Below are 22197 nucleotides of genomic sequence, written 5' to 3'. Positions count from 1 at the left end.
GTCAAACCGGGGCCTTGTCGTTCATGGCACGTGCACTGGCGCTCTTGCTCCAGCGCCAGCGCCCCTCCAACTGCATCGCCATCACACTGCCCAGCACCACCGCCGCCCCCAGCACCACCCCGGAGCGCAACGTCTCGCCCAAGACGATCGCGGCCAACAACATGGCCACCGGCGGGATCAGGTACATGGCGATCGACGCCCGGCTGACCTCGACCCGCGCCAGCACATAGGCCCAGGCCAGGTAGGCCAGCGCGCTGGGAAACAACCCCAGCAACAGCACCGCCAGGTTCACCCGCAAGGGCGCCTGGACAACGGTCTGGGCCAGGCCCGGGGTATACACCGCCAACAGCAAGGTACCGCCCCAGACCATGTAGCAAGTGGTGGTCAAGAGCCCGTGGCGCCCGGAAAAGCGCCGCTGCAGCACGAAATACAGCCCCCAGGAAAAAGCCGCCAGCAGCACCAGCAAGCCCTGCGGCTGGATCGAACCCAGGCCGCGATCACCAGCCACCACCAGCAATGCGCCCACCAGGCCCAGCGCCACACAACTCCAGCGCCAGGCACTGACCGGCTCCTTGAGCCAGAAAAACGCGATCAGGGTGCTGAAGATCGGTGCCGATTGCGCCAACACGCTGGACGCGCCGGCACTCAAACCCTGCTGCCCGTAGTTGAGGCTGACGTGATGCAGGGCGATGGCGAAGAACCCCAGCACCAGCAACCAGGGCATGTCACGCCAGCGCGGCAGGGAAATACCTGCAACCAGCGCAATGCCGACCATGAATACCGAAGCGATGAGAAAGCGCAGCAGTGCCAGGTGCCCGGGACTGTAGCCCTCAAGGCCGATATGGATGCCCACCGGCGAATAGGCCCAGCACAAGATGACCATGGCCGTGGCCAGAACCAGTTTCAGCGAGGGCGAGATCTTCACGAGACAAACTTCCAGGCAAGGTAGGGAACTACAGTGTCACGCCCTCGAAAGCTCACCACAATTGATCAATACTGAGCCCATTGCTCACTGGAAATGAACGATGGAACTGACTCAATTGAAGATGGTGCAGGCCGTGGCCCGCTTCGGCAGCATCGCTCGCGCGGCCGAGCAGCTGTACTGCGTGCCGTCCAACATCACCAACCGCCTCAAGCAGCTGGAAAACGAACTGGGCACTCCCTTGTTCACTCGCATCGGGCGCGGCCTGAGGATCAGCCCGGCCGGGGAAATCTTCCTCGGCTATAGCGAGCGCATCCTCGCCCTGGTGGATGAAGCCCGACGCGCGGTGGATAGCCAGGCCGAACCCAGCGGCCTGCTGCGCCTGGGCTCGATCGAGTCCTGCGCCGGCGGCCGCCTGCCCCCGCTGCTGGCCGAGTATCACCGGCGCTACCCACAAGTCAGCGTGGAACTGGTCACCGGCACCTGGTCGCAACTCTTCGAAGAATTGCGCCACCAGCGCATCGACGGCGCCCTGGTGGCCATCGATACCCTGCCGGCGAAACTGCAGCAAACCGTGCTCTACCACGAACCCCTGGTGCTGATTTCCAGTGCCGGTAGCGCTCCGATCCACAGCGCCAGCGACCTGCAAGGCCAGCACCTGTTCATGTGGCCAGCCGGTTGCCCCTATCGCCGCGCCCTGGAGAACTGGCTCGGCAAGCACGGCCTGAACCTGCCGATCACCGGTTATGCCAGCTGGGGCACCATCATCGGCTGCGTCAGCGCGGGTGTGGGGGTGTCGCTGATCCCCGAAGGCGTGCTGGAGCGCTATGCGCAGTCCTCGACCCTGACCGTGCAACGCTTCGATGACCTGGCGCCGGTGGACAACCGTTTTGTCTGGCATCAGGACGTGCAGCAGCACCGCGCCCGGGATGCCTTCGCCCAGTTGCTGCGCGAGAAACTCGGCGCATGAGCGCGCCCGGAGCGGTCACGATCGACAGCTCTCCATCACTGCATCAATGAAAGGCGCCTTGCGTGCAAGATACTCACCGATACCGTCGCGGTTACTGGCTTCCAGTTGCAGCTTCAGTTCCTGATAGCGCTGGCGCAGGTTCGGATCACTGCGCAACAGGTCGCGAAACCCCAGCATCCGCCGGATTTGCCCATGCCCCGCCAGGCACACATGCACCTTGTGGGTCCGCACCCCATCGACGTCCCGCCGATAGAAATGATGCCCGGCAGACAAGTCGCTGCCCCGGACATAACCCAGGGTCGCCATGAAAGCCTGGCGCAGCGCCTCGTCCCGATGCTGCGCGACCACCAGCAGCACATCGATTTCCAGCTTGGCCGCAAGCCCGGCCACCGCAGTACTGCCCACGTGATGAATGTCCAGCAGCTCGCCGACAAAACCCGGCGCAATGCGCTCGCGCTCCGCGGCGAATGCCAGGGGCCATCGCGGGTCGTAGGGGGAAATCTTGCTGGTCAACGCCATGTTCACTCCTTGGATGTGCGTTCGTTTCGATTATCCAGGGCACTACTACACCCTCGCGAGTGCTTCGGTACTTGCCACTCGTCAGCAATATGGCGAAGCGCCATATCGATCTTCTGACTGCATCTAGACTCCGGCAGAACATGAAAAACCATGATCCAACGGAAGGGAATTCGATGAAACGAGCCTTGTCAGCAGCTCTTTGCCTGGCTTTGTTGTCGGGCTGCACCACCGCCCGCCTATCGACCCGGACTCTCCAGGCAGAGGATCGAGTCATAACAGGTATCGAGCGCAAGGAGTTGGTCAACAACGTCCTTCAGGATGTCCGGATCATCTGCCCCGAGCCCAGCCCCGACGCCTTGAAGACATTCGCAGCATCAGGCACGGCGTCCAAGGAAGATATCGCGGCGCTGTCTGCCGCGTACCAGCAGTCCGGAGCCAGTATTGGCCTGCGCACCCAATCCATCCAGCTCCTGCGCGACCAGCTGTTTGCCGTGTGCCAGGCTTATGCCAATGGGGCGATAACTGCCGACATGTATCAGATGTACATGACCCGCAACCAACGCAACACCGTCGCCATTCTTGCAATCGAGCAACTCACCGGTGTAGCCAAGGGCCCCGCCGTGGCCCTGACCAGCGCCAGTTCGACCGCCAACAGCCAATACCTGATCGACCAGAGCAAGATGATCAAGGACGCTCAGGACAAATTGGCCAAAATGACCGCTGGCAGTGAAGAAGCCAAAACCATGCAAGGCAATATCGACGCCATGCAGGCCCAGCTCAAGCAAGCGCAGCAAGCAATGGTGCAAACCTCCAGCGCAGCAACCCTGAGTGCCGCGCCTGCCACCACTCTTCCTGCCGCAGACGTGCAGGCAATTGCCGAAGCGGTCCAGCGCATTACCGAAATGACCACCTGGACCAACGACCTGTTCTACATCTGCCTCAACGCCTATGCGAACCTGCCCAGCGCACGCCGGCCCCCATCATTGGACAGCGCTTGCGCGAAGATCTATGACAATCTCGCCCAGGCCAACCTGCTCCAGCTCAAACACATGATCGGTCTTGAAGGTACAACAGGACCGGCTGCCGCCGCTCCGGAGGCCAAGCCAGCAGCGCCTGCGCCCAAGGGAGGTAAAAAGCTCAAACCTGATTTCAGCAAACTGGATGGCATTCCTCTCTACCTCAGAAAACCATTGGATTCCAGCAAATCGCTGTTTGATCCCGGCCTCTGAGTCGCCATGCCAAGGACAACTGCGACCGTTGCTGATTCTTCCGCAGTTCGTTCTCCGAACTGGCGCAGAGAGGTCTTTTAAAATGGAAACGAAGCAGTCCTGCGACTTGACTCAACGATGAGCAGTCGAAGATAGGGGTATGCAGGGTTGGAAAAGATACGAAACAAGGCAAACACGCGCTAAAGCCTTGGAATTCGTTGAGACTCAATCATCTAGATGATTGGAGGCAGCCCCACCAGCCACACCCCGGCACACAATGTTCCCGCTGTGGCTGCTCCCTTCCGGGCCTGACCAGGTTAACGGGTAATCGTTGCGGGGGGACCGATGGGGCCACCATAACGACGCTCACCTGATGGCGAGCCGCGCCATTGTACCTATCTGAGTTGAAGATACAACCGCTCATTGCAGAATAAAAAACTCGAAGGGCTTCAAGCACTTGGAGTGTCACCAAGCAGGGCCGGCGGGCGCTGGCTCGCGCCGGCCGGCCCACGCTTCAGGCCAAAGCGGAAATGCCGTGCTCACCGAGGAAGGCGACGAATGCCTCCTCGTCCAGCACCTTCAGGCCCAGTTCGTTGGCCTTGGCCAACTTGGAACCGGCCCCGGGACCTGCCACCACGCAATGGGTCTTGGCCGAAACCGAACCAGCCACCTTGGCTCCCAGGCTTTCCAGCTTGTCCTTGGCCACATCGCGGCTCATCAACTCCAGGGAACCGGTCAGCACCCAGGTCTGGCCGGCCAGGGGCAAGCCTTCGACCGCCTTCTTCTCGCTCTGCCAGTGCATGCCGAAGTCACGCAACTGTTGCTCGATGGCCTGGGCCAACTGGGCATTGGCCGGATTGTCGAAGAACTCACGGACCGCCTTGGCCTGCTTCTCCGACAAGGCCTGGCGCATGTCCAGCCAATCGGCGTCGATCACCCCTTGCAAGGAACCGAACTTGTCCGCCAGCTTCTGTGCCGCGCCCGGCCCCACTGAAGGAATGTTCAACTTGTCGAGCATGCCGCCCAGGGTGGTGCTGGCGGCGAATTCCGCCCCCAGCTCGCCCTGATCCTGCAGCACCAGGGCGCATTGGTCCGCCGCCAGCAAGGCGCCGATCACCTGCTGGTTATGGCTGTCTTCGAAGAAGCTGTGGATTTCATGGGCGACTTCCAGGCCGACATCCGGCAAGTAGGTCAACACCTGCGGCAACGCCAGGCGTACCCGCTCCAGGGTGCCCAGGGAGCGCGCCAGGACCTTGGCGGTCTCTTCGCCGACATCGGGGATGCCCAGGGCATAGACGAAACGCGCCAGTGACGGGCGCTTGCTGTCTTCGATGGCCTTGAGCAGCTTGTTGCTGGAGACCTCGGCAAAGCCTTCCAGGTCGATGATCTGCTCGTACTTGAGCTTGTAGAGATCGGCCGGCGAGGCGATGAGCTGCTCGTCCACCAGTTGCTCGATGGTCTTGTCCCCCAGGCCTTCGATATCCATGGCACGCCGGGAGACGAAGTGGATGATCGCCTGCTTGAGCTGCGCACCGCAGGCCAGGCGGCCCACGCAGCGATAGACCGCACCGTCGCTGACAGTTTCGCGGCCCTTGCTGCGCTTGACCAGTTGCGTGCGCTCGACATGGGAACCGCAGACCGGACAGCTTTCGGGAATCTGCACCGCCCGGGCATCCTCCGGGCGCCGCTCGGTGACCACTTGCACCACCTGCGGGATCACGTCGCCAGCACGCCGGATGATCACCGTGTCGCCGATCATCAGCCCCAGGCGCGCCACTTCGTCCATGTTGTGCAAGGTGGCGTTGGATACGGTCACCCCCGCCACCTTGACCGGTTTCAAGCGCGCCACCGGCGTTACCGCGCCGGTACGACCGACCTGGAACTCCACATCCAGCAGCTCGGTGAGCTCTTCCATGGCCGGAAACTTGTGGGCGATGGCCCAGCGCGGCTCCCGGGCCCGGAAGCCCAGCTCGCGCTGGGAAGCGATGCTGTTGACCTTGAACACCACGCCGTCGATTTCGTAGGGCAGCGCGTTACGCCGCTCGCCGATCTCGCGGTAGTAGTCCAGGCACTCGTCGATCCCCTTGGCCAGGCGCAGCTCGCGACTGATGGGCATGCCCCACTGCTTGAGCTGCTCGAGGTTGCCGATATGGGTATCGGCGATGTCCGCCGTGACCTGGCCCAGACCGTAGCAGCAGAACTCCAGGGGCCGACTGGCGGTGATCTTCGAATCCAGCTGGCGCAGGCTGCCCGCCGCAGCGTTGCGCGGGTTGGCGAAGGTCTTGCCGCCCGCCTCCAGTTGCGCGGCGTTCAAGCGCTCGAAGCCGGCCTTGGACATGAACACTTCACCGCGCACTTCCAGGGTCGCCGGCCAACCACTGCCCTGCAGCTTCAGCGGAATGTTGCGCACGGTACGCACGTTGACGCTGATGTCCTCACCGGTGGTGCCGTCGCCACGGGTGGCGCCACGCACCAGCAGGCCGCCCTGGTACAGCAGGCTGACCGCCAGGCCGTCGAGCTTGGGCTCGCAGCTGTACTCCACCGCCGCGCCACCACCGAACAGGTCGCCGCTCGGCAGGTCCAGGCCCTCATTGACCCGGCGATCGAACTCGCGCATGTCGACTTCTTCGAAGGCGTTGCCCAGGCTGAGCATGGGGATCTCATGGCGGACCTGGGTGAAGGCCGAGAGCGCGGCGCTGCCGACCCGCTGGGTCGGCGAGTCGCTGGTCACCAGCTCCGGATGCTCGGCCTCCAGAGCCTTGAGCTCGCGGAACAGGCGGTCGTACTCGGCGTCCGGGATGCTGGGTTCATCGAGCACGTGGTAACGATAGTTGTGCAGGTCCAGCTCGGCGCGCAGCTCAAGAATGCGGGTTTCGGCGGCGGTCATGGGGTTCTCTCATAAAGCAAAAGAGCAGCCTAGGCTGCTCGATCGAAGATGGTGTTCAGGCTTGGCTGGCCAGTCGACTCCTACAGGATAGATCCCGCTTCGGCGAAATCGCTGGCCAGCGATCAGAGGGTCACCGCTTCTGGGTCAGGGCACGGCGCTCGAACTCGACGATGCGCTGGCGGTAGTGTTCGATGGTCTGGGCGGTCAGGACGCTGCGCTGGTCGTCCTTTAGCTCGCCATTGAGCTCCTGGGACAACTTGCGCGCCGCGGCCACCATTACGTCGAAAGCCTGTTTCGGATGACGCGGGCCCGGCAGGCCCAGGAAGAAGCTCACGGCCGGGGTGCTGAAGTGGTCGATATCATCCAGGTCGAACACCCCGGGCTTGACCGCGTTGGCCATGGAGAACAGCACTTCGCCGTTGCCAGCCATGCTTTCGTGGCGGTGGAAGATATCCATCTCGCCAAAACGCAGGCCGCTCTCGAGGATGTTCTGCAACAGTGCCGGCCCCTTGAAGCCCGCCGCATCACGGCAGATCACGCTGATCACCAGCACTTCCTCGGCCTGGGGCTGGTCCTTGTCGCCGAAGCCGGCAGCCTTGCCTTCATCGGCCGGGAAATCATCGTCACGGCTGCTGAAGCTCGGACCGTTGTCCAGATCCAGGTCCAGGTTGAGGTCGCCCTGCTGCGGCTCGCTACCACGCTTGCCGCGCTTGGACGAAGAACTTTCCCGAGGCTCGCGGGCCGGCATGCTCACCGAAGGCAAGTCATGCTCATCCAGTTGCGGCTCCTTGTGGTTGTCCAGCACCCGGGACGGACCCAGCAGTTCGGCATTGCCTTCCTCATCCGGCAAGTTGGAAAGACTTCGATCAAGACGGAACTTCAACTTGCCCTTGCCGCCGCGCATACGCCGCCAGCCATCAAAAAGAATACCGGCGATGACAATAATGCCGATGACGATCAGCCACTCGCGCAGACCGATTTCCATGTAATCCCGTGCCTCTATGAAAAATGCTGAAAAATAAGGGGCTTACAATCTGCAAACCGCTTTAAAACGTGGCGCCAACTCTATGTTCTGAATGGCCTTTTGCTCACGCGTAGAAAAAATTGACATTAAACTAGCACGACCAAAGGCAACTTTACACCGTCTGTCGCAACGCTTATGGCCAATATGTCGCCTGGCTGGCCCGACAATGGCGAAAAACCTCCTGCGCTGCCCCCGACAGCCCCCTCAACCCCGCTGGTTCAAGCGTCCACCATCGCCATGGCCTCTTCGACGTCCACGGCCACCAGGCGCGAACAACCGGGCTCGTGCATCGTCACCCCCATCAATTGATCGGCCATTTCCATGGCGATCTTATTGTGGGTGATATAGATGAACTGCACCGTTTGCGACATCTCCTTGACCAGCTTTGCATAGCGTCCAACGTTAGCGTCATCCAGCGGTGCGTCAACTTCGTCGAGCATGCAGAAAGGTGCCGGATTCAACTTGAAGATGGCGAATACCAGGGCCAGTGCGGTCAGTGCCTTTTCTCCACCGGAGAGCAAATGAATGGTGCTGTTCTTCTTCCCCGGAGGGCGCGCCATGATCGTCACCCCTGTATCGAGTAGATCTTCGCCCGTCAGTTCCAAATAAGCGCTGCCGCCACCGAAAACTTTTGGAAACAATGCCTGAAGGCCACCATTGATCTGGTCGAAAGTGTCCTTGAAACGATTCCGGGTTTCCTTGTCGATCTTGCGGATCACGTTTTCCAGGGTTTCCAGGGCCTGTACCAGGTCGGCATCCTGGGCATCCAGGTAGCGCTTGCGCTCGGACTGCTGGCGGTATTCGTCGATCGCCGCGAGGTTGATCGCCCCCAGGCGCTGGATCCGCGCCGCAATCCGCTCCAGTTCCTCTTCCGCGGCCGGCTCGCTGGCATCCGCCGCCAGGGTCGCCAGTACCCCATCCAGGTCATAACCATCGGCCAGCAACTGCTCCTGCAGCGCCTTGCGCCGCACGCTCAGCGCCTGCCACTCCATCCGTTGCTGCTCGAGCTGCCCGCGGATCAACTGCGACTGCTGCTCGGCCTGGCTGCGACGCTTCTCGGCTTCACGCAATTCACGGTCGGCATCTTCCATGGCGATCTGCGCGGCCTTGAGCTCGACATCCACGCTCATGCGCCGCTCCAGCAACTCTTCGAGCTTGAGACGCAATTCTTCCAGGGGCGCCTCGCCCTCCTCCAGGTTGAGGCTCAACTGTTCGCGCTTCTCGGTCAGGCGCTCGGACTGCATCTCCAGGCGCTCCAGGGCCTGGCGCGTGGAGTCGTGCTGGGCCTTGAGCGAGCCCATGCGCACCGCCAACTGATGGGCGTGGTCCTTGTGCTGGCGGGCCTCCTGGCGCACCCGGTCGAGACGCTCGCGCAAGCTGTCGCGCTGGGCCAGCAGCGACTCGCGCTGCTCGGTGTCCAAGGCCATGCCATCCAGCGCATCCTGCAGTTGCAGGCGCGCCTCGCCGATCTGCTCATGCTCCAGTTCGCGCTGCTCAGCCAGCTCCACCAGCTCCTCGTCGAGGCGGCTGCGGCGCAGATGCAACTGCTCGGCCTTGGCTTTGCCAGCGGACAACAGGGCTTTCAACTCACCCTGCTGACGAGCCTCGTCCTGCAATAGCCGGCGCAGATGCTCACGCCCGTTTTCCTGCTGGCGTTGCTGGGCCCGCAGGTTGAGCAACTGGCTTTCCAGGTCCTCGACACTGGCTTCACGCTCGTCGCGCTCGAGTATCAGTTGCTGGATTTCCTGGCCCCGGGCCAACACTCCGCTCTGCGCGTCGCTGGCGCGGCGCACCCGCAGGAAATGCCGACCGACCCAATAACCGTCGCGGCTGATCAGGCTCTGCCCCGCCGCCAGCTGGCCACGCAAGGCCAAGGCCTGCTCGAGGCTGTCCACCGGCTTGACCTGGCCCAACCAGGGCGCCAGGTCGACCTGGGACTGCACCTTGTCCAGCAAGCTGCCGGGCAAGGACGAAGCCTCTCCCGGCAGGCTCAACAAGCGCAGGTCGCCCTGCTCGAACCCACCCAGGTCGATACCGGTGAAATCCTCCACCAGCACTGCCTGCAGGTCGGCACCCAACACGGTTTCCACTGCCAGCTCCCAGCCGGCCTCCACCTGCAGGTCATCGGCCAGGCGTGGGCGCTCGGCCAGTTGCTGCTCACGCAGCCACTGGGCGGTGCCGGTGTCCGGGTCCAGGGCCGCTTGCTGCAGGGCCTCCAGGGACGCCAGGCGACCGTTGAGCCGCTGCAACTCGCCCTGGGCTTGCTGCTGGGCCTGGGTCGCCTGCTGCAACTGCTGGCGCAGTTGTTCCAGGCGCTCGACCTGGGACTCCTCGCTGGCTTGCAAGTCCTCCAGGGTGGCCTCGCTGGCGGCCAGTTGTTCATTGAGCTCGAGCATGGCCGCGTCTTCCGGATCGGCGGTCAGTTGCTCACGCTCTTCGCCCAGGCGTCGCTGGCGCTCGGCCAGGCGTTCCAGGCTGGCCTCCAGCTGCTGGATGCGTGACTGCTGCACTTCCGCCTGGCGCCTTGGCTCGGCGGAACTGAGGTTGAAGGCGTCCCACTGCTCCTGCCAGCCATGCATGGTGGCCTCGGACTCTTCCAGGGCCGCCGCGGCTTCCTCGGCAGCGGCGCTGGTGAGCTCCTGCTCGGGCTCGAGCATCGCCAACTCTTCGCCCAGGGTCGCGAGCAAGGTGCGGTCGTGGCCCAGGTGCGATTCGGTCTCCAGGCGCGCGCGCTCGGCCTCCTTCAGATCGTCCTGTAACTGGCGCAGGCGCTGCTGGCCGTGCTGGATGCTCTGCTCGACCCGGGCGATGTCGCCACCTACCGAGTAGAAACGCCCCTGCACCTGGTTGAAGCGCTCGGACAACTCATGATGGCCGTCGCGCAGGCGCTCGATGGCGGCATCGGCGTTGCGCTGCTCGGCCACCAGAGCCTCGAAGCTGACCTCCTGGCTGCCGATCACCGACTCGCGCTGCCCCACCTGCTCGTTCAGCGCCTGCCAGCGCAAGGCCGACAGTTGCGCCTTGAGCTGACGCTCCTCGGCCTTGTATTCCTGATATTTCTCAGCGGCCTGGGCCTGACGATGTAGGCGCTCGAGCTGGCGCTCCAGCTCCTCGCGCAGGTCGGTCAGGCGCGCCAGGTTTTCATGGGTGCGACGGATGCGGTTTTCCGTCTCGCGCCGGCGCTCCTTGTACTTGGAAATGCCTGCGGCTTCCTCGATGAAATTGCGCAGGTCCTCGGGCTTGGCCTCGATCAGCTTGGAGATCATGCCCTGCTCGATGATCGAGTAGCTGCGCGGCCCGAGGCCGGTGCCCAGGAAGATGTCGGTGATATCCCGGCGACGGCACTTGGCACCGTTGAGGAAATAGCTGTTCTGGCTATCGCGGGTGACCTTGCGCCGGATCGAGATCTCCGCGTAGGCGGCATACTCGCCCACCAGGGTGCCATCGGAGTTGTCGAATACCAGTTCGATGCTCGCCTGGCTCACCGGCTTGCGACTGGTGGAACCGTTGAAGATGACGTCGGTCATCGATTCGCCGCGCAGGTTCTTCGCCGAGCTTTCGCCCATCACCCAGCGTACGGCGTCGATGATGTTCGACTTGCCGCAGCCATTGGGCCCGACCACCGCCGCCATGTTACTGGGGAAGTTGACCGTGGTCGGATCGACGAAGGACTTGAACCCCGCCAGCTTGATGCACTTGAGTCGCACGTTTATGCATCCGCCAGGGCAGACACCACCAGGTCGCTGCTGCGCTGGCCGTAGGCGGTCAATACCCGGCGGATCTGCGCCAGGTCACGGGCCAGCACGGCAGCCAGCAGTTGCTCGAACAACTCCAGGTACTCGCTCATGGACGCCTTGCGCTGGTCCAGCGCCAGGTAATAGGCGCGGCTCATGGCCGGGTGCAGGTTCTCGACGGTCTCCTGCAGGTACGGGTTGTTGGCGAAGGGATAGGCGGCGCGCATCACGCTGAAGCTGTCTTCGACGAAAGCGCGGATGTCCTGGCTCTGGTAGGCACTTTCCAGGCGTTGCTGGATCTGCAGGAACGGCGCCATGTCGCTTTGCTGCTGCCAGCCGCTGGCTACCGAATTGCCGAGCAGGATGTACATCTCGCTCATCAGGGTGCAGAGGCTGCGGACCTTGTGCTCGGTGAGCTCGGTCACGTGGGCGCCACGGCGCGGCAGGATGGCGATCAGGTGGCGACGTTCCAGGATCAGCAAGGCCTCGCGGACCGAGCCGCGGCTGACATTGAGAGCCAGGGTGACCTTCTGTTCCTGAATGCGTTCCCCAGGCTTGAGATCCCCGCGAATGATACGTTCGGCGAGGTGGTGAGCGATTTGCTCGGCGAGACTGTCCGGCGCCTTGAACGTCATGGTTTTCCTTCAGAATCTTTAATCGGCACAAGCGGCGAAGTGTAGCGCAATTGATACCTCGGCGCGGAGTGCCACGGCAGCGGAATTTGCCATGAAACCCGCAGATAGACAGCTATTGGTCGGGTCTGCACCGATGGTTGTCGACTGACGCCCGACCCCGCGCCTGCGGCCACGAGGATCTTGGTCATACTTGAATTGTTGGGCGAATAAATTTCCTGACCTTGAAGTCAGAAAAATCATTGACCGAAAAGTCAGACATGACTAAATTCGGCCCACGTCGCTTAACAACAATAATGAGTTTGCGAGGCCTTCCGTGATCCAGTTTCTACTCAACCAGGAGCTCCGCAGCGAGCACACCCTGGACCCGAACCTGACCGTGCTCGACTACCTGCGCGAACACCTAGGCAAGCCTGGCACCAAGGAAGGCTGTGCCAGCGGTGACTGCGGGGCCTGCACCGTGGTGGTCGGCGAGCTGCAAGTCGATGCCCGGGGCGGCGAATCGATCCGCTACCGCAGCCTCAACTCGTGCCTGACCTTCGTGTCCTCCCTGCATGGCAAGCAGCTGATCAGCATCGAAGGCCTCAAGCACCAGGGCCAGTTGCACAGCGTGCAGCAGGCCATGGTCGACTGCCATGGTTCGCAGTGCGGCTTCTGCACGCCGGGCTTCGTCATGTCGCTGTTCGCCCTGCAGAAGAACAGCAGCCAGCCCGACAGCCACAAGGCCCACGAAGCACTGGCCGGCAATCTGTGCCGCTGCACCGGCTACCGGCCGATCCTCGCCGCCGCCGAACAGGCCTGCGCTGATGAACGCGGCGACCAGTTCGATGCCCGCCAGGCCGAGACCATCGCCCGCCTCAAGGCCATCGCCCCGCAAGACACGGCCGAGCTCAACAGCGGCGACAAGCGCTGCCTGGTGCCCCTGACAGTCGCCGACCTGGCCGACCTCTACGACGCCTATCCCCAGGCCCGTCTGCTGGCCGGCGGCACCGACCTGGCACTGGAGGTAACGCAGTTCCACCGCACCCTGCCGGTGATGATCTACGTCGGCAATATCGCCGAGCTCAAGCGCATCGAACACTTCGAGGACCGCCTGGAGATCGGCGCGGCCACCGCCCTCACCGATTGCTACGACGCCCTGCGCGGCGAGTACCCGGACTTCGGCGAACTCCTGCAACGCTTCGCCTCGCTGCAGATCCGCAACCAGGGCACCCTGGGCGGCAACATCGGCAACGCCTCGCCCATCGGCGACTCGCCGCCGCTGCTGATCGCCCTGGGCGCGCAGATTGTGCTGTGCAAGGGCCAGGTGCGCCGGACCCTGGCCCTGGAGGATTACTTCATCGACTACCGCGTCACCGCCCGCCAGGACAGCGAGTTCATCGAGAAGATCATCGTGCCCCGCGCCAGCGCCAAGCGGCAGTTCCGCGCCTACAAGGTGTCCAAGCGCCTGGACGACGATATCTCCGCGGTCTGCGCGGCCTTCAACCTGCGGATAGTCGACGGCGTGATCGAGGAAGCGCGCATCGCCTTCGGCGGCATGGCCGCAACCCCCAAGCGCGCCAGGCACTGCGAGGCGATCCTGACCGGCGCCGACTGGACCCAGGCGAGCATCGAGCAGGCCTGCGCGGCCCTGGCCCAGGACTTCACACCGCTCTCGGATTTTCGCGCGAGCAAGGAATACCGCCTGCTGAGCGCGCAGAACCTGCTGCGCAAGTACTTCATCGAACTGCACACACCGCACATCGAGACCCGGGTGACCGCTCATGTCTAACCAGCACAAGGTCGAAAAGACCCAGGACGAACTCTCGGCCCTGTTTCGCCAGGACCTGACCACCGGCGTCGGTCGCAGCGTCAAGCATGACAGCGCCGAAAAACACGTGTCCGGCGAAGCGGTGTACATCGACGACCGCCTGGAATTCCCCAACCAGCTGCACGTCTATGCCCGGCTCTCGGACCGTGCCCACGCCCGGGTCATCAGCATCGACACCACCCCCTGCCATGCCTTCGAAGGGGTGCGCATCGTCATCACCCACGAGGACATTCCCGGCCTCAAGGACATCGGCCCGCTGCTGCCCGGCGACCCGTTGCTGGCCATCGACACCGTGCAATACGTCGGCCAGCCGGTGCTGGCGGTGGCCGCCCGCGACCTGGATACCGCTCGCCAGGCCGCCATGGCCGCGATCATCGAGTACGAGGACCTGGAACCAGTGCTGGACGTGGTCGAGGCCCTGCGCAAGCGCCACTTCGTGCTCGACAGCCACACCCACCAGCGCGGCGACTCGGCCAGCGCCCTGGCCAGCGCCAGGCACCGCATCCAGGGCACCCTGCACATCGGCGGCCAGGAGCACTTCTACCTGGAGACCCAGATCTCCTCGGTGATGCCCACCGAAGACGGCGGCATGATCGTCTACTGCTCGACCCAGAACCCCACTGAAGTGCAGAAGCTGGTGGCCGAGGTGCTGGATGTCTCGATGAACAAGATCGTGGTGGACATGCGCCGCATGGGTGGCGGCTTCGGCGGCAAGGAAACCCAGGCTGCCAGCCCCGCCTGCCTGTGCGCGGTGATCGCGCGCCTCACCGGCCAGCCGACCAAGATGCGCCTGCCCCGGGTCGAGGACATGCTGATGACCGGCAAGCGCCACCCGTTCTACATCGAATACGACGTGGGCTTCGACGACAGCGGCCGGCTGCACGGCATCCAGCTGGAGCTGGCGGGCAACTGCGGCTGCTCGCCGGACCTCTCGGCGTCCATCGTCGACCGGGCGATGTTCCACGCCGACAACTCGTACTACCTGGGCGACGCCACGGTCAACGGCCACCGCTGCAAGACCAACACTGCCTCCAATACCGCCTATCGCGGTTTCGGCGGCCCCCAGGGCATGGTCGCCATCGAGGAAGTGATGGATGCCATCGCCCGTCACCTGCACCTGGACCCGCTGGCCGTGCGCAAGGCCAACTACTACGGCAAGACCGAGCGCAACGTCACCCACTACTACCAGACCGTCGAGCACAACATGCTCGAGGAAATGACCGCCGAACTGGAAGCCAGCAGCCAGTATGCCGAGCGCCGCGAAGCCATCCGGCTGTACAACGCCAACAGCCCGGTGCTGAAGAAAGGCCTGGCCCTGACCCCGGTGAAATTCGGCATCTCCTTCACCGCCAGCTTCCTCAACCAGGCCGGCGCGCTGGTCCACGTCTACACCGACGGCAGCATCCACCTCAACCATGGCGGCACCGAGATGGGCCAGGGCCTGAACACCAAGGTGGCCCAGGTGGTGGCCGAGGTGTTCCAGGTCGATATCGGCCGGGTGCAGATCACCGCCACCAATACCGACAAGGTGCCCAATACCTCGCCGACCGCGGCCTCCAGCGGCGCCGATCTCAACGGCAAGGCGGCGCAGAACGCGGCGCAGACCATCAAGGACCGGCTGGTGGAGTTCGCCGCGCGCAAGTACCAGGTCAGCGAGGAAGATGTGGAGTTCCACAACGGCCACGTGCGGGTTCGCGAGCTGATCCTGACCTTCGAGGAACTGATCCAGCAGGCGTATTTCGCCCAGGTGTCGCTGTCCAGCACCGGCTTCTACAAGACTCCGAAGATCTACTACGACCGCGCCCAGGCCCGCGGCCGGCCGTTCTACTACTTCGCCTTCGGCGCGGCCTGCGCCGAGGTGCTCGTCGATACCCTGACCGGCGAATACAAGATGCTGCGCACCGATATCCTGCATGACGTCGGCGCGTCGCTGAACCCGGCCATCGACATCGGCCAGGTGGAAGGCGGCTTCATCCAGGGCATGGGCTGGCTGACCACCGAGGAATTGGTATGGAACGCCAAGGGCAAGCTGATGACCAATGGCCCGGCCAGCTACAAGATCCCGGCAGTGGCCGACATGCCGGCGGACTTGCGGGTCAAGCTGGTGGAAAACCGCAAGAACCCGGAAGACACAGTGTTCCACTCCAAGGCGGTGGGCGAACCGCCGTTCATGCTCGGCATCGCCGCCTGGTGCGCCATCAAGGACGCCGTGGCCAGCCTTGGCGACTACCGGCACCAGCCACGGATCGACGCCCCGGCGACCCCGGAACGGGTGCTCTGGGGCTGTGAACAGATGCGCCAGCTGCAGGTGGCGAAAGCCGTAGAGAGCGAATCCGAGCTGGCTCCGCTCTAGACCCAGGCGCGCCTGTCGCGGGCAGCCTGGCTCCTGCCGGGATGGCATTTCCCTGGAAGAGCCAGGCTTGCCCGCGATGAGGCCCGAACACACAACAGCGATGTCGAGGTGAACATGTACGACTGGATCAGCGCCCTCGCCGACCTGCAGAACCAGGGAGAACCCTGCGTGCTGGTGACCATCATCGAAGAGCTGGGCTCGACCCCGCGCAACGCCGGTTCGAAGATGGTGGTCAGCGCCAGCCGGGCCTTCGACACCATCGGCGGCGGCCACCTGGAATACAAGGCCATGCAGATCGCCCGGCAGATGCTCGCCAGCGGCCGGCAAACCACCCACCTGGAGCGCTTCAGCCTCGGCGCCAGCCTCGGCCAGTGCTGCGGCGGGGCCACGGTACTGCTGTTCGAGCCCATGGGCCAGGTGCAGGCGCAAATTGCCGTGTTCGGTGCCGGCCATGTCGGCCGCGCCCTGGTACCCTTGCTCGCCGCGCTGCCCTGCCGGGTGCGCTGGATCGACTCGCGGGAGCAGGAATTCCCCGAACAGATTCCCCAGGGGGTGCGCAAGATCGTCAGCGAGGAGCCGGTGGACGAGATCGATGACCTGCCCCCAGGCAGCTATTGCATCGTCATGACCCATAATCACCAGCTGGACCTGGAGTTGACCGCCGCCCTGCTCAAGCGCAACGATTTCACCTATTTCGGCCTGATCGGCTCCAGGACCAAGCGGGTGAAGTTCGAACATCGCCTGCGCGATCGCGGCTTCGACGCCGCCACCGTGCAACGCATGCGTTGCCCCATGGGGCTGGGCGAGGTCAAGGGCAAGCTGCCCGTGGAAATCGCCATCTCCATCGCCGGTGAAATCATCGCCACCTACAACGCCCATTTCGGCCAGCCCAGCGTCACCGCCGAACCCATTGCCCAGCTGCTGCCGGTCTCGCGCCGCAGTCAGGCCTCGAACTGAAACAGCCACACACTTGAGAATGACCATGTCCCAGACTCGCAAAGCCTACCGTGCCGCCATCCTGCACAGCATCGCCGACCCGGCGGAGGTCGGAATCGAAGCCTCCTACGAGTACTTCGAGGACGGCCTGCTGGTGGTGGAAAACGGCCGGATCAGCGCCCTTGGCCATGCCAGCGAACTGCTCGCGAGCCTGCCCGCCGAGGTACCGGTGAACCATTACCCGGACGCGCTGATCACCCCGGGCTTCATCGACACCCATATCCACCTGCCGCAGACCGGCATGGTCGGCGCCTATGGCGAACAACTGCTGGACTGGCTCAATACCTACACCTTCCCCTGCGAAAGCCAGTTCGCCGACCGGGCCCACGCCGACGAAGTGGCCGACGTGTTCATCAAGGAGCTGCTGCGCAACGGCACCACCACCGCCCTGGTGTTCGGCAGCGTGCACCCGCAGTCGGTGGATGCTTTCTTCAGCGCCGCGCAGAAGCTCGATCTGCGGATGATCGCCGGCAAGGTGATGATGGACCGCAACGCCCCGGACTACCTGGTCGACACCGCCGAGTCCGGCTACCAGGACAGCAAGGCATTGATCGAGCGCTGGCATGGCAAAGGCCGCCTGCACTACGCAGTGACCCCGCGCTTCGCCCCCACCAGCACCCCGCAGCAGTTGACCCTGGCCGGCCAGTTGCTCAAGGAGTATCCCGATCTCTACATGCAGACCCACATCAGCGAGAACCTGCAGGAAATCGAGTGGGTCAAGGAGCTGTTCCCCGAGCGCAAGGGCTACCTGGACGTCTACGACCATTACCAGTTGCTGGGCGAACGCTCGGTGTTCGCCCATGGCGTGCACCTGTGCGACAACGAATGCGCGCGCCTGGCGCAGACCGGTTCGGCGGTGGCCTTCTGCCCGACCTCGAACTTCTTCCTCGGCAGCGGCCTGTTCAACCTGCCGATGGCCGAGAAGCACAAGCTCAATGTCGGCCTGGGCACCGATATCGGCGCCGGCACCAGCTTCTCGCTGCTCAACACCCTCAATGAGGCCTACAAGGTGATGCAGTTGCAGGGCGCGCGCCTGAGCCCGTTCAAATCCCTGTACCTGGCCACCCTCGGCGGCGCCCGGGCCCTGCGTCTGGAAGAACGGATCGGCACCCTGCACCCCGGCACCGACGCCGACTTCCTGGTCCTGGACTACAAGGCCACGCCGCTGCTGGAATACCGCCTGCAACAGGCCAAGAGCATCGCCGAGACCCTGTTCGTGCTGATGACCCTGGGCGACGACCGCACCGTGCTGCAGACCTACGCCGCCGGCCAGCAAGTGCACCAGCGCTGATCGGTCCCCGGCGCCAAGGATCCCCCGCTCGATACCGCTCGACCGGGGGATTTTTCATGGAGTCGCAACCTGCTGCGCACGCTCGCGCCGACCATCGGCAAAGAGCTCACGCGGATGGGCTCGCACTGCGTATCATCTGCCGCTTCGCCCGGGCCCTGCTGCTCTGCCCCGGGCCCCATGGAGCAACAAGGGGCGTCGCCGCAGGCCGCCCCCGAACCGGAAGAAAGCACATGAGAGAGCTAGCTGAACTCGGCATCTACTACCAGAACTGCGTTATCGAACGGCCCATCCCGAGCCTGGATGAAATCGCCGAATTCCAGGCCAGGCAGGGCGTCGCCCTGCCCGCGGACTACCTGCAGTTCCTGCGCACGATCAATGGCGGCGCGCCCACGCTGAACTTCTTCGAGAACGACGAGGCCGCCTTCGCCATCGAGGCCTTCCACTACCTGGCCCTGGAAAGCGATCCGGACGACAGCTACAGCATCGCCGTGGCCTCCGAGTGGCCTTGCGAGGAACTGGGCAGGAAGGTGATCGCCATCGCCGGGGACGGCAGCGGCGACCAGCTCATCATCGACCCGAGCCAAGGCCCCGAGGTGCGCCTGTGGCGACACGACGACGGTAGCGAACCGGAGATTCTTGCCCCCAGCTTCGAGGCGTTGCTGGCCGGCCTCAAGCCCGATCCGGATGAGGACGAGTGAAACGGCGTTGAGATCTTGGTCGGCGATGGCGGCCGGGCCCTGGGGAGGGCCCGGCTCCGGTACGGGTGCTCGGACTAGAAGGTCACTTCCAGGTTCAGGGTTGGCGCCGAGGTACGGGTACCACGGCCGCCATCCACGCCGAACTTGTTGTGCCAGTACTCGTAGCCGACCCCGAGGTAGAGGTTGGGCTTGACGTTCTTGCCCGGCAGCACGGCGAACATCAACGAGGTGCGCATCAGGGTTTCCGGGGCCGTGTCACGGTCGTTGTAGTCATGGCCCTTCTCCCCGATGTAGTTGACGAAACCCTGGAACTTGGCCGCATGGCTGCCTACCTCGAATGGCCGCATCCAGGCCAGGTTGAGCAGGTAGGTATCGTCGAAGGTATGGTCCGGGTCCTTGGCCCCGGGGATGCCGGAATGGTTGTTTTCCTTGTAGTACAGCAGGCTCAGGTCGAGCACGCCGACGGTGTTGAACTTCAGGGTCGGGCCGAACACCAGGGCGCGTTTCTTCGCCGAACCCAGGTTGTTGTTGCGGCTGGCGTCGAAACCCAGGGTCAGCGCGTAGTCCTTGACCAGGCCTGTGCCCAGGGGCGTATCCAGCACCCGCGAGGCGAAGAGCTGGTGACGATAGACGCCGTAGACTTCGCTGCTGCCCTTGTTGGTGCCCTTGCGCGGGTCATCGTTGTCGGAGAGCAGCACATCCAGGTGCAGGTAGTTGCTGCCGTACTGATAGCCGCTGGCGTGGGTGAAGCTATAGACACGCTTGCTGATGTAGTGCGGGTTGTTGGGATTGGTGAATTCCTTGCCATAGCGAAAGCCCACGCTGTTGCTCATCCATTCCAGGGCGGTCGCTTGCCCCGCTCCGATCAAGGTCATCAGCAGGGTCGCGCCTTGTAGTGCCTTTTTCATTTTTATTATGTCCTGTGGCTGATGGCAGCTTCGCTGGCTGCCGACCGGCGCAGTATCGACACAAGCGCCGCAGGGGCCAAAGCACAGAATATCGCCCGGCGTGCTGCCAAAACGGCAGCGCTGGCCTGATGCAGGTCAGTTAAGCGAGGTGATCCCCTGCAGGAGCAGCCGGTCGACGCTCGATTGCTCGCGATGGTTGTCAACGTTAGCGCTTGCTGACTGGATAAACGCGGCGCTCTGCAGTCCATCGCGGGCAAGCCTCGCTCCTACAATTTCCTTAGCTGATCGACATTAAGCACTGGCTGGCGGCCAGTGCATTCGGCGCGCTGGCGAATACCGATCTCTTCATCCAGCAGGTGCGCCAGTGCTTCCACCGCGCCAGGCAGCTCGCGACCGCTTCGGGCATAGAGCCCCAGGTCGCTGTAGATACCGCCCTGGTCGCTCAGGGGAATGTGCACCAGCGCGCCCAGGGCCAGGTCCGCCTCGACTCCGATCCGGGTCTGGAAGGCCACGCCCAGGCCGTGGCGGACCATCTGCCGCGCCAGCTCCATGGAGTTGCTCTGCAAAGGTGGTTTGTCCAGCAGGCCGAGGCGCTTGTGCAGGGGCATCAGCAGGTGATGGATCGACAACTCGCTCTTGGCCAGGATCAGGCCATGCTCGGCACAGGTGGCGAAATTCACGCTTCCCCGATCGGCCAGGGGATGCCCGGGGCTGACCAGCGCTCCCAGGCGAAAATGCCCGACGCTCAATTGACGGATCTCGGCCGCCCTGGGCAAGGCGAACGCCAGCCCCAGGTCCGCTCGATTGCTGGTCAGCGCCTGGGGAATCACCTGCGAGCCCTGGACCGTCACACCGATGGTCACCTGGGGATAGAGGTCGCGCATGCGCTTGAGTACCGCCGGCAACAGGTCGACAGTGGCGCCCTCCACCGTGGCGATCTCCACGTGCCCGCTCTGGAGCCCGCGCAGCGCATCGAACTCCAGGCGCACTCGCTCCAGGTCCTGCAGTACCAGGCTGACATGCCGACTGAACGCCTCGCCGGCCAGGGTCAGGCGCAGGCCGCCGGGCAGGCGCTCGAATAGCGAGGTACCGATTTCATCCTCGATCTTGAGGATCTGCCGGTTCACCGCCGAGGAGGCGACATTCAAGCGCCGGGCAGCCTCGCGGATCGAGCGGCAACGGCGGACCATGTCGAAATAATGGATCGCGCAAGAATGAATACGCAGGGTTCTGCCGCTCATGCCTTGGACTCCTTGGGCACGATGAAAGGCCGCCGCGGGCTGGCCGAGAGCGTTGACGACAGAACTGTATACAATTAAACAAGAAAACCACAACAATCCAGCAGTTGCCCAGCGCCCGGGGCGCCAAACAAAAATCCCCCGCCCCATGGAACATGGAACGGGGGATCGGTCGTGCGGGACGAGGTCCTACAGCTTGGCGCTGGAGCGGCCCGGTTTTTTCGTCTGCAGCAGGTGCGAGAACACCGCATGCAGGTCGTCCGAGGCACTTTCCTCGTCGAGATTGAGCTTGCTGTCGATGTGGTCCATGTGGTGCATCATCAGGTTCACCGCCAGCTCGGCATCCCGCGCCTCGATGGCATCGATCAGCTGGGTGTGCTCGTCGTAGGAGCAATGGGAGCGGTTGCCACTTTCATACTGGGCGATGATCAGCGAGGTCTGGGATACCAGGCTGCGCTGGAAGCTGATCAGCGGGGCATTTTTCGCCGCCTCCGCCAGCTTCAGGTGGAATTCCCCGGAAAGACGGATGCCGGCACCGCGATCGCCACGGGAGAAGCTGTCGCGCTCCTCGTTGACCATCTGCCGCAGCTCCAGCAACTGCTCGGTGGTGGCGTGCTGCACTGCCAGCTCGGTGATGGCCCGCTCCACCAGGCGCCGGGCGAGGAACACCTGGCGCGCTTCCTCGACGCTCGGGCTGGCCACCACTGCCCCACGGTTGGGACGCAGCAGCACCACGCCTTCATGGGCCAGGCGCGAGAGCGCGCGACGGATGATGGTACGGCTGACCCCGAAAATCTCCCCCAGCGCCTCTTCGCTCAATTTGGTACCGGGCGCCAGGCGCTGTTCGAGAATGGCCTCGAAGATATGCGCGTAGACGATATCGTCCTGGGTTCCGCTGCGTCCGGCCTTGCCTGCTCGCGGTTGTTTCTTCAGGGGTTGCAACTGTTCGTTCATGGGCACTCGGGTCGGGAGGACTGCAGCGGTGTCAGCGTGACTTTAATACGCCA

General features: G+C 63.7%; 16 protein-coding genes and 1 other RNA gene. 7 read left to right on the top strand and 10 right to left on the bottom strand.

The window, feature by feature from the left end:
* Nucleotide 1 precedes the first annotated feature (1 nt).
* Nucleotides 2–925, bottom strand: a complete 924-nt coding sequence (locus tag GDH07_RS08025) for a DMT family transporter (RefSeq protein WP_022643304.1) — start codon at nt 923–925, stop codon at nt 2–4.
* A 100-nt stretch (nt 926–1025) separates the two neighbouring features.
* Here GDH07_RS08025 and GDH07_RS08020 point away from each other — a divergent pair, with 100 nt between their 5' ends.
* On the top strand, nt 1026–1892 hold the full coding sequence (locus GDH07_RS08020) for a LysR family transcriptional regulator (RefSeq protein WP_152897094.1): 867 nt from the start codon (nt 1026–1028) through the stop codon (nt 1890–1892).
* A gap of 15 nt (nt 1893–1907) precedes the next feature.
* Here the strand turns inward: GDH07_RS08020 and GDH07_RS08015 are convergent, their stop codons facing one another.
* On the bottom strand, nt 1908–2411 hold the full coding sequence (locus tag GDH07_RS08015) for a GrpB family protein (RefSeq protein ID WP_152897093.1): 504 nt from the start codon (nt 2409–2411) through the stop codon (nt 1908–1910).
* Between the two features lie 173 nt (nt 2412–2584).
* Here GDH07_RS08015 and GDH07_RS08010 point away from each other — a divergent pair, with 173 nt between their 5' ends.
* Nucleotides 2585–3640: a hypothetical protein gene (locus GDH07_RS08010; RefSeq protein WP_124421279.1), complete on the top strand. Its 1056-nt coding sequence runs from the start codon at nt 2585–2587 to the stop codon at nt 3638–3640.
* A 230-nt stretch (nt 3641–3870) separates the two neighbouring features.
* Here GDH07_RS08010 and ffs read toward each other — a convergent pair.
* The 5 genes from ffs to GDH07_RS07985 all read right to left on the bottom strand — a co-directional run bounded on the left by ffs (nt 3871) and on the right by GDH07_RS07985 (nt 11899).
* An RNA gene (gene ffs / locus GDH07_RS08005) (signal recognition particle sRNA small type) lies at nt 3871–3967 on the bottom strand.
* A 166-nt stretch (nt 3968–4133) separates the two neighbouring features.
* Entirely contained in the window at nt 4134–6506 is a 2373-nt protein-coding gene (gene ligA, locus GDH07_RS08000; RefSeq protein ID WP_152897092.1) for an NAD-dependent DNA ligase LigA, read from the bottom strand.
* A 130-nt stretch (nt 6507–6636) separates the two neighbouring features.
* A complete protein-coding gene (gene zipA / locus GDH07_RS07995; RefSeq protein WP_152897091.1) occupies nt 6637–7491 on the bottom strand; it encodes a cell division protein ZipA in 855 nt (284 codons plus the stop codon).
* 257 nt (nt 7492–7748) lie between these two features.
* On the bottom strand, nt 7749–11237 hold the full coding sequence (smc, locus tag GDH07_RS07990; RefSeq protein WP_343038194.1) for a chromosome segregation protein SMC: 3489 nt from the start codon (nt 11235–11237) through the stop codon (nt 7749–7751).
* 2 nt (nt 11238–11239) lie between these two features.
* On the bottom strand, nt 11240–11899 hold the full coding sequence (locus GDH07_RS07985) for a GntR family transcriptional regulator (protein WP_022643298.1): 660 nt from the start codon (nt 11897–11899) through the stop codon (nt 11240–11242).
* Nucleotides 11900–12212: 313 nt separating this feature from the next.
* Here GDH07_RS07985 and xdhA point away from each other — a divergent pair, with 313 nt between their 5' ends.
* From xdhA to GDH07_RS07960, 5 genes are all read left to right on the top strand, one after another.
* A complete protein-coding gene (xdhA, locus tag GDH07_RS07980) occupies nt 12213–13667 on the top strand; it encodes a xanthine dehydrogenase small subunit (protein ID WP_343038193.1) in 1455 nt (484 codons plus the stop codon).
* The gene (xdhB, locus tag GDH07_RS07975) at nt 13660–16059 is read left to right on the top strand and encodes a xanthine dehydrogenase molybdopterin binding subunit (protein ID WP_022643296.1); all 2400 of its coding nucleotides are present in this window, start codon (nt 13660–13662) and stop codon (nt 16057–16059) included. The genes xdhA and xdhB overlap by 8 nt, the downstream gene beginning before the upstream one ends.
* Before the next feature lie 114 nt (nt 16060–16173).
* Nucleotides 16174–17016, top strand: a complete 843-nt coding sequence (xdhC, locus tag GDH07_RS07970; protein ID WP_103325993.1) for a xanthine dehydrogenase accessory protein XdhC — start codon at nt 16174–16176, stop codon at nt 17014–17016.
* Nucleotides 17017–17041: 25 nt separating this feature from the next.
* Nucleotides 17042–18346 (top strand): guanine deaminase, encoded by a 1305-nt coding sequence (gene guaD, locus GDH07_RS07965; protein ID WP_152897090.1) that lies wholly within the window; start codon nt 17042–17044, stop codon nt 18344–18346.
* A 230-nt stretch (nt 18347–18576) separates the two neighbouring features.
* Nucleotides 18577–19044 (top strand): SMI1/KNR4 family protein, encoded by a 468-nt coding sequence (locus GDH07_RS07960; protein WP_178124014.1) that lies wholly within the window; start codon nt 18577–18579, stop codon nt 19042–19044.
* Nucleotides 19045–19118: 74 nt separating this feature from the next.
* On the opposite strand, the gene GDH07_RS07955 is transcribed toward GDH07_RS07960, so the two are convergent.
* From GDH07_RS07955 to GDH07_RS07945, 3 genes are all read right to left on the bottom strand, one after another.
* Nucleotides 19119–19952, bottom strand: a complete 834-nt coding sequence (locus GDH07_RS07955; protein ID WP_022643291.1) for a hypothetical protein — start codon at nt 19950–19952, stop codon at nt 19119–19121.
* Nucleotides 19953–20218: 266 nt separating this feature from the next.
* Nucleotides 20219–21193 (bottom strand): LysR family transcriptional regulator, encoded by a 975-nt coding sequence (locus tag GDH07_RS07950; protein ID WP_152897088.1) that lies wholly within the window; start codon nt 21191–21193, stop codon nt 20219–20221.
* A 186-nt stretch (nt 21194–21379) separates the two neighbouring features.
* Nucleotides 21380–22144, bottom strand: a complete 765-nt coding sequence (locus tag GDH07_RS07945) for a GntR family transcriptional regulator (protein WP_022643289.1) — start codon at nt 22142–22144, stop codon at nt 21380–21382.
* Nucleotides 22145–22197 lie beyond the last annotated feature (53 nt).

Origin of the sequence: Pseudomonas piscis (genome assembly GCF_009380155.1) — a bacterium.
GTDB classification, from domain to species: Bacteria; Pseudomonadota; Gammaproteobacteria; order Pseudomonadales; family Pseudomonadaceae; genus Aquipseudomonas; species Aquipseudomonas piscis.
The sequence above is the reverse complement of the archived record's forward strand: the minus strand, read 5'-3'. Positions and strand labels throughout refer to the sequence as shown.

Coding starts and splice junctions, on each gene's coding strand:
- GDH07_RS07945 (WP_022643289.1), bottom strand. CDS start 22,144: ATGAACGAACAGTTGCAACCCCTGAAGAAACAACCGCGAGCAGGCAAG.
- GDH07_RS08015 (WP_152897093.1), bottom strand. CDS start 2,411: ATGGCGTTGACCAGCAAGATTTCCCCCTACGACCCGCGATGGCCCCTG.
- xdhC (WP_103325993.1), top strand. CDS start 16,174: ATGTACGACTGGATCAGCGCCCTCGCCGACCTGCAGAACCAGGGAGAA.
- guaD (WP_152897090.1), top strand. CDS start 17,042: ATGTCCCAGACTCGCAAAGCCTACCGTGCCGCCATCCTGCACAGCATC.
- xdhB (WP_022643296.1), top strand. CDS start 13,660: ATGTCTAACCAGCACAAGGTCGAAAAGACCCAGGACGAACTCTCGGCC.
- GDH07_RS07955 (WP_022643291.1), bottom strand. CDS start 19,952: ATGAAAAAGGCACTACAAGGCGCGACCCTGCTGATGACCTTGATCGGA.
- GDH07_RS08010 (WP_124421279.1), top strand. CDS start 2,585: ATGAAACGAGCCTTGTCAGCAGCTCTTTGCCTGGCTTTGTTGTCGGGC.
- GDH07_RS08020 (WP_152897094.1), top strand. CDS start 1,026: ATGGAACTGACTCAATTGAAGATGGTGCAGGCCGTGGCCCGCTTCGGC.
- ligA (WP_152897092.1), bottom strand. CDS start 6,506: ATGACCGCCGCCGAAACCCGCATTCTTGAGCTGCGCGCCGAGCTGGAC.
- zipA (WP_152897091.1), bottom strand. CDS start 7,491: ATGGAAATCGGTCTGCGCGAGTGGCTGATCGTCATCGGCATTATTGTC.
- GDH07_RS07985 (WP_022643298.1), bottom strand. CDS start 11,899: ATGACGTTCAAGGCGCCGGACAGTCTCGCCGAGCAAATCGCTCACCAC.
- GDH07_RS07960 (WP_178124014.1), top strand. CDS start 18,577: ATGAGAGAGCTAGCTGAACTCGGCATCTACTACCAGAACTGCGTTATC.
- GDH07_RS07950 (WP_152897088.1), bottom strand. CDS start 21,193: ATGAGCGGCAGAACCCTGCGTATTCATTCTTGCGCGATCCATTATTTC.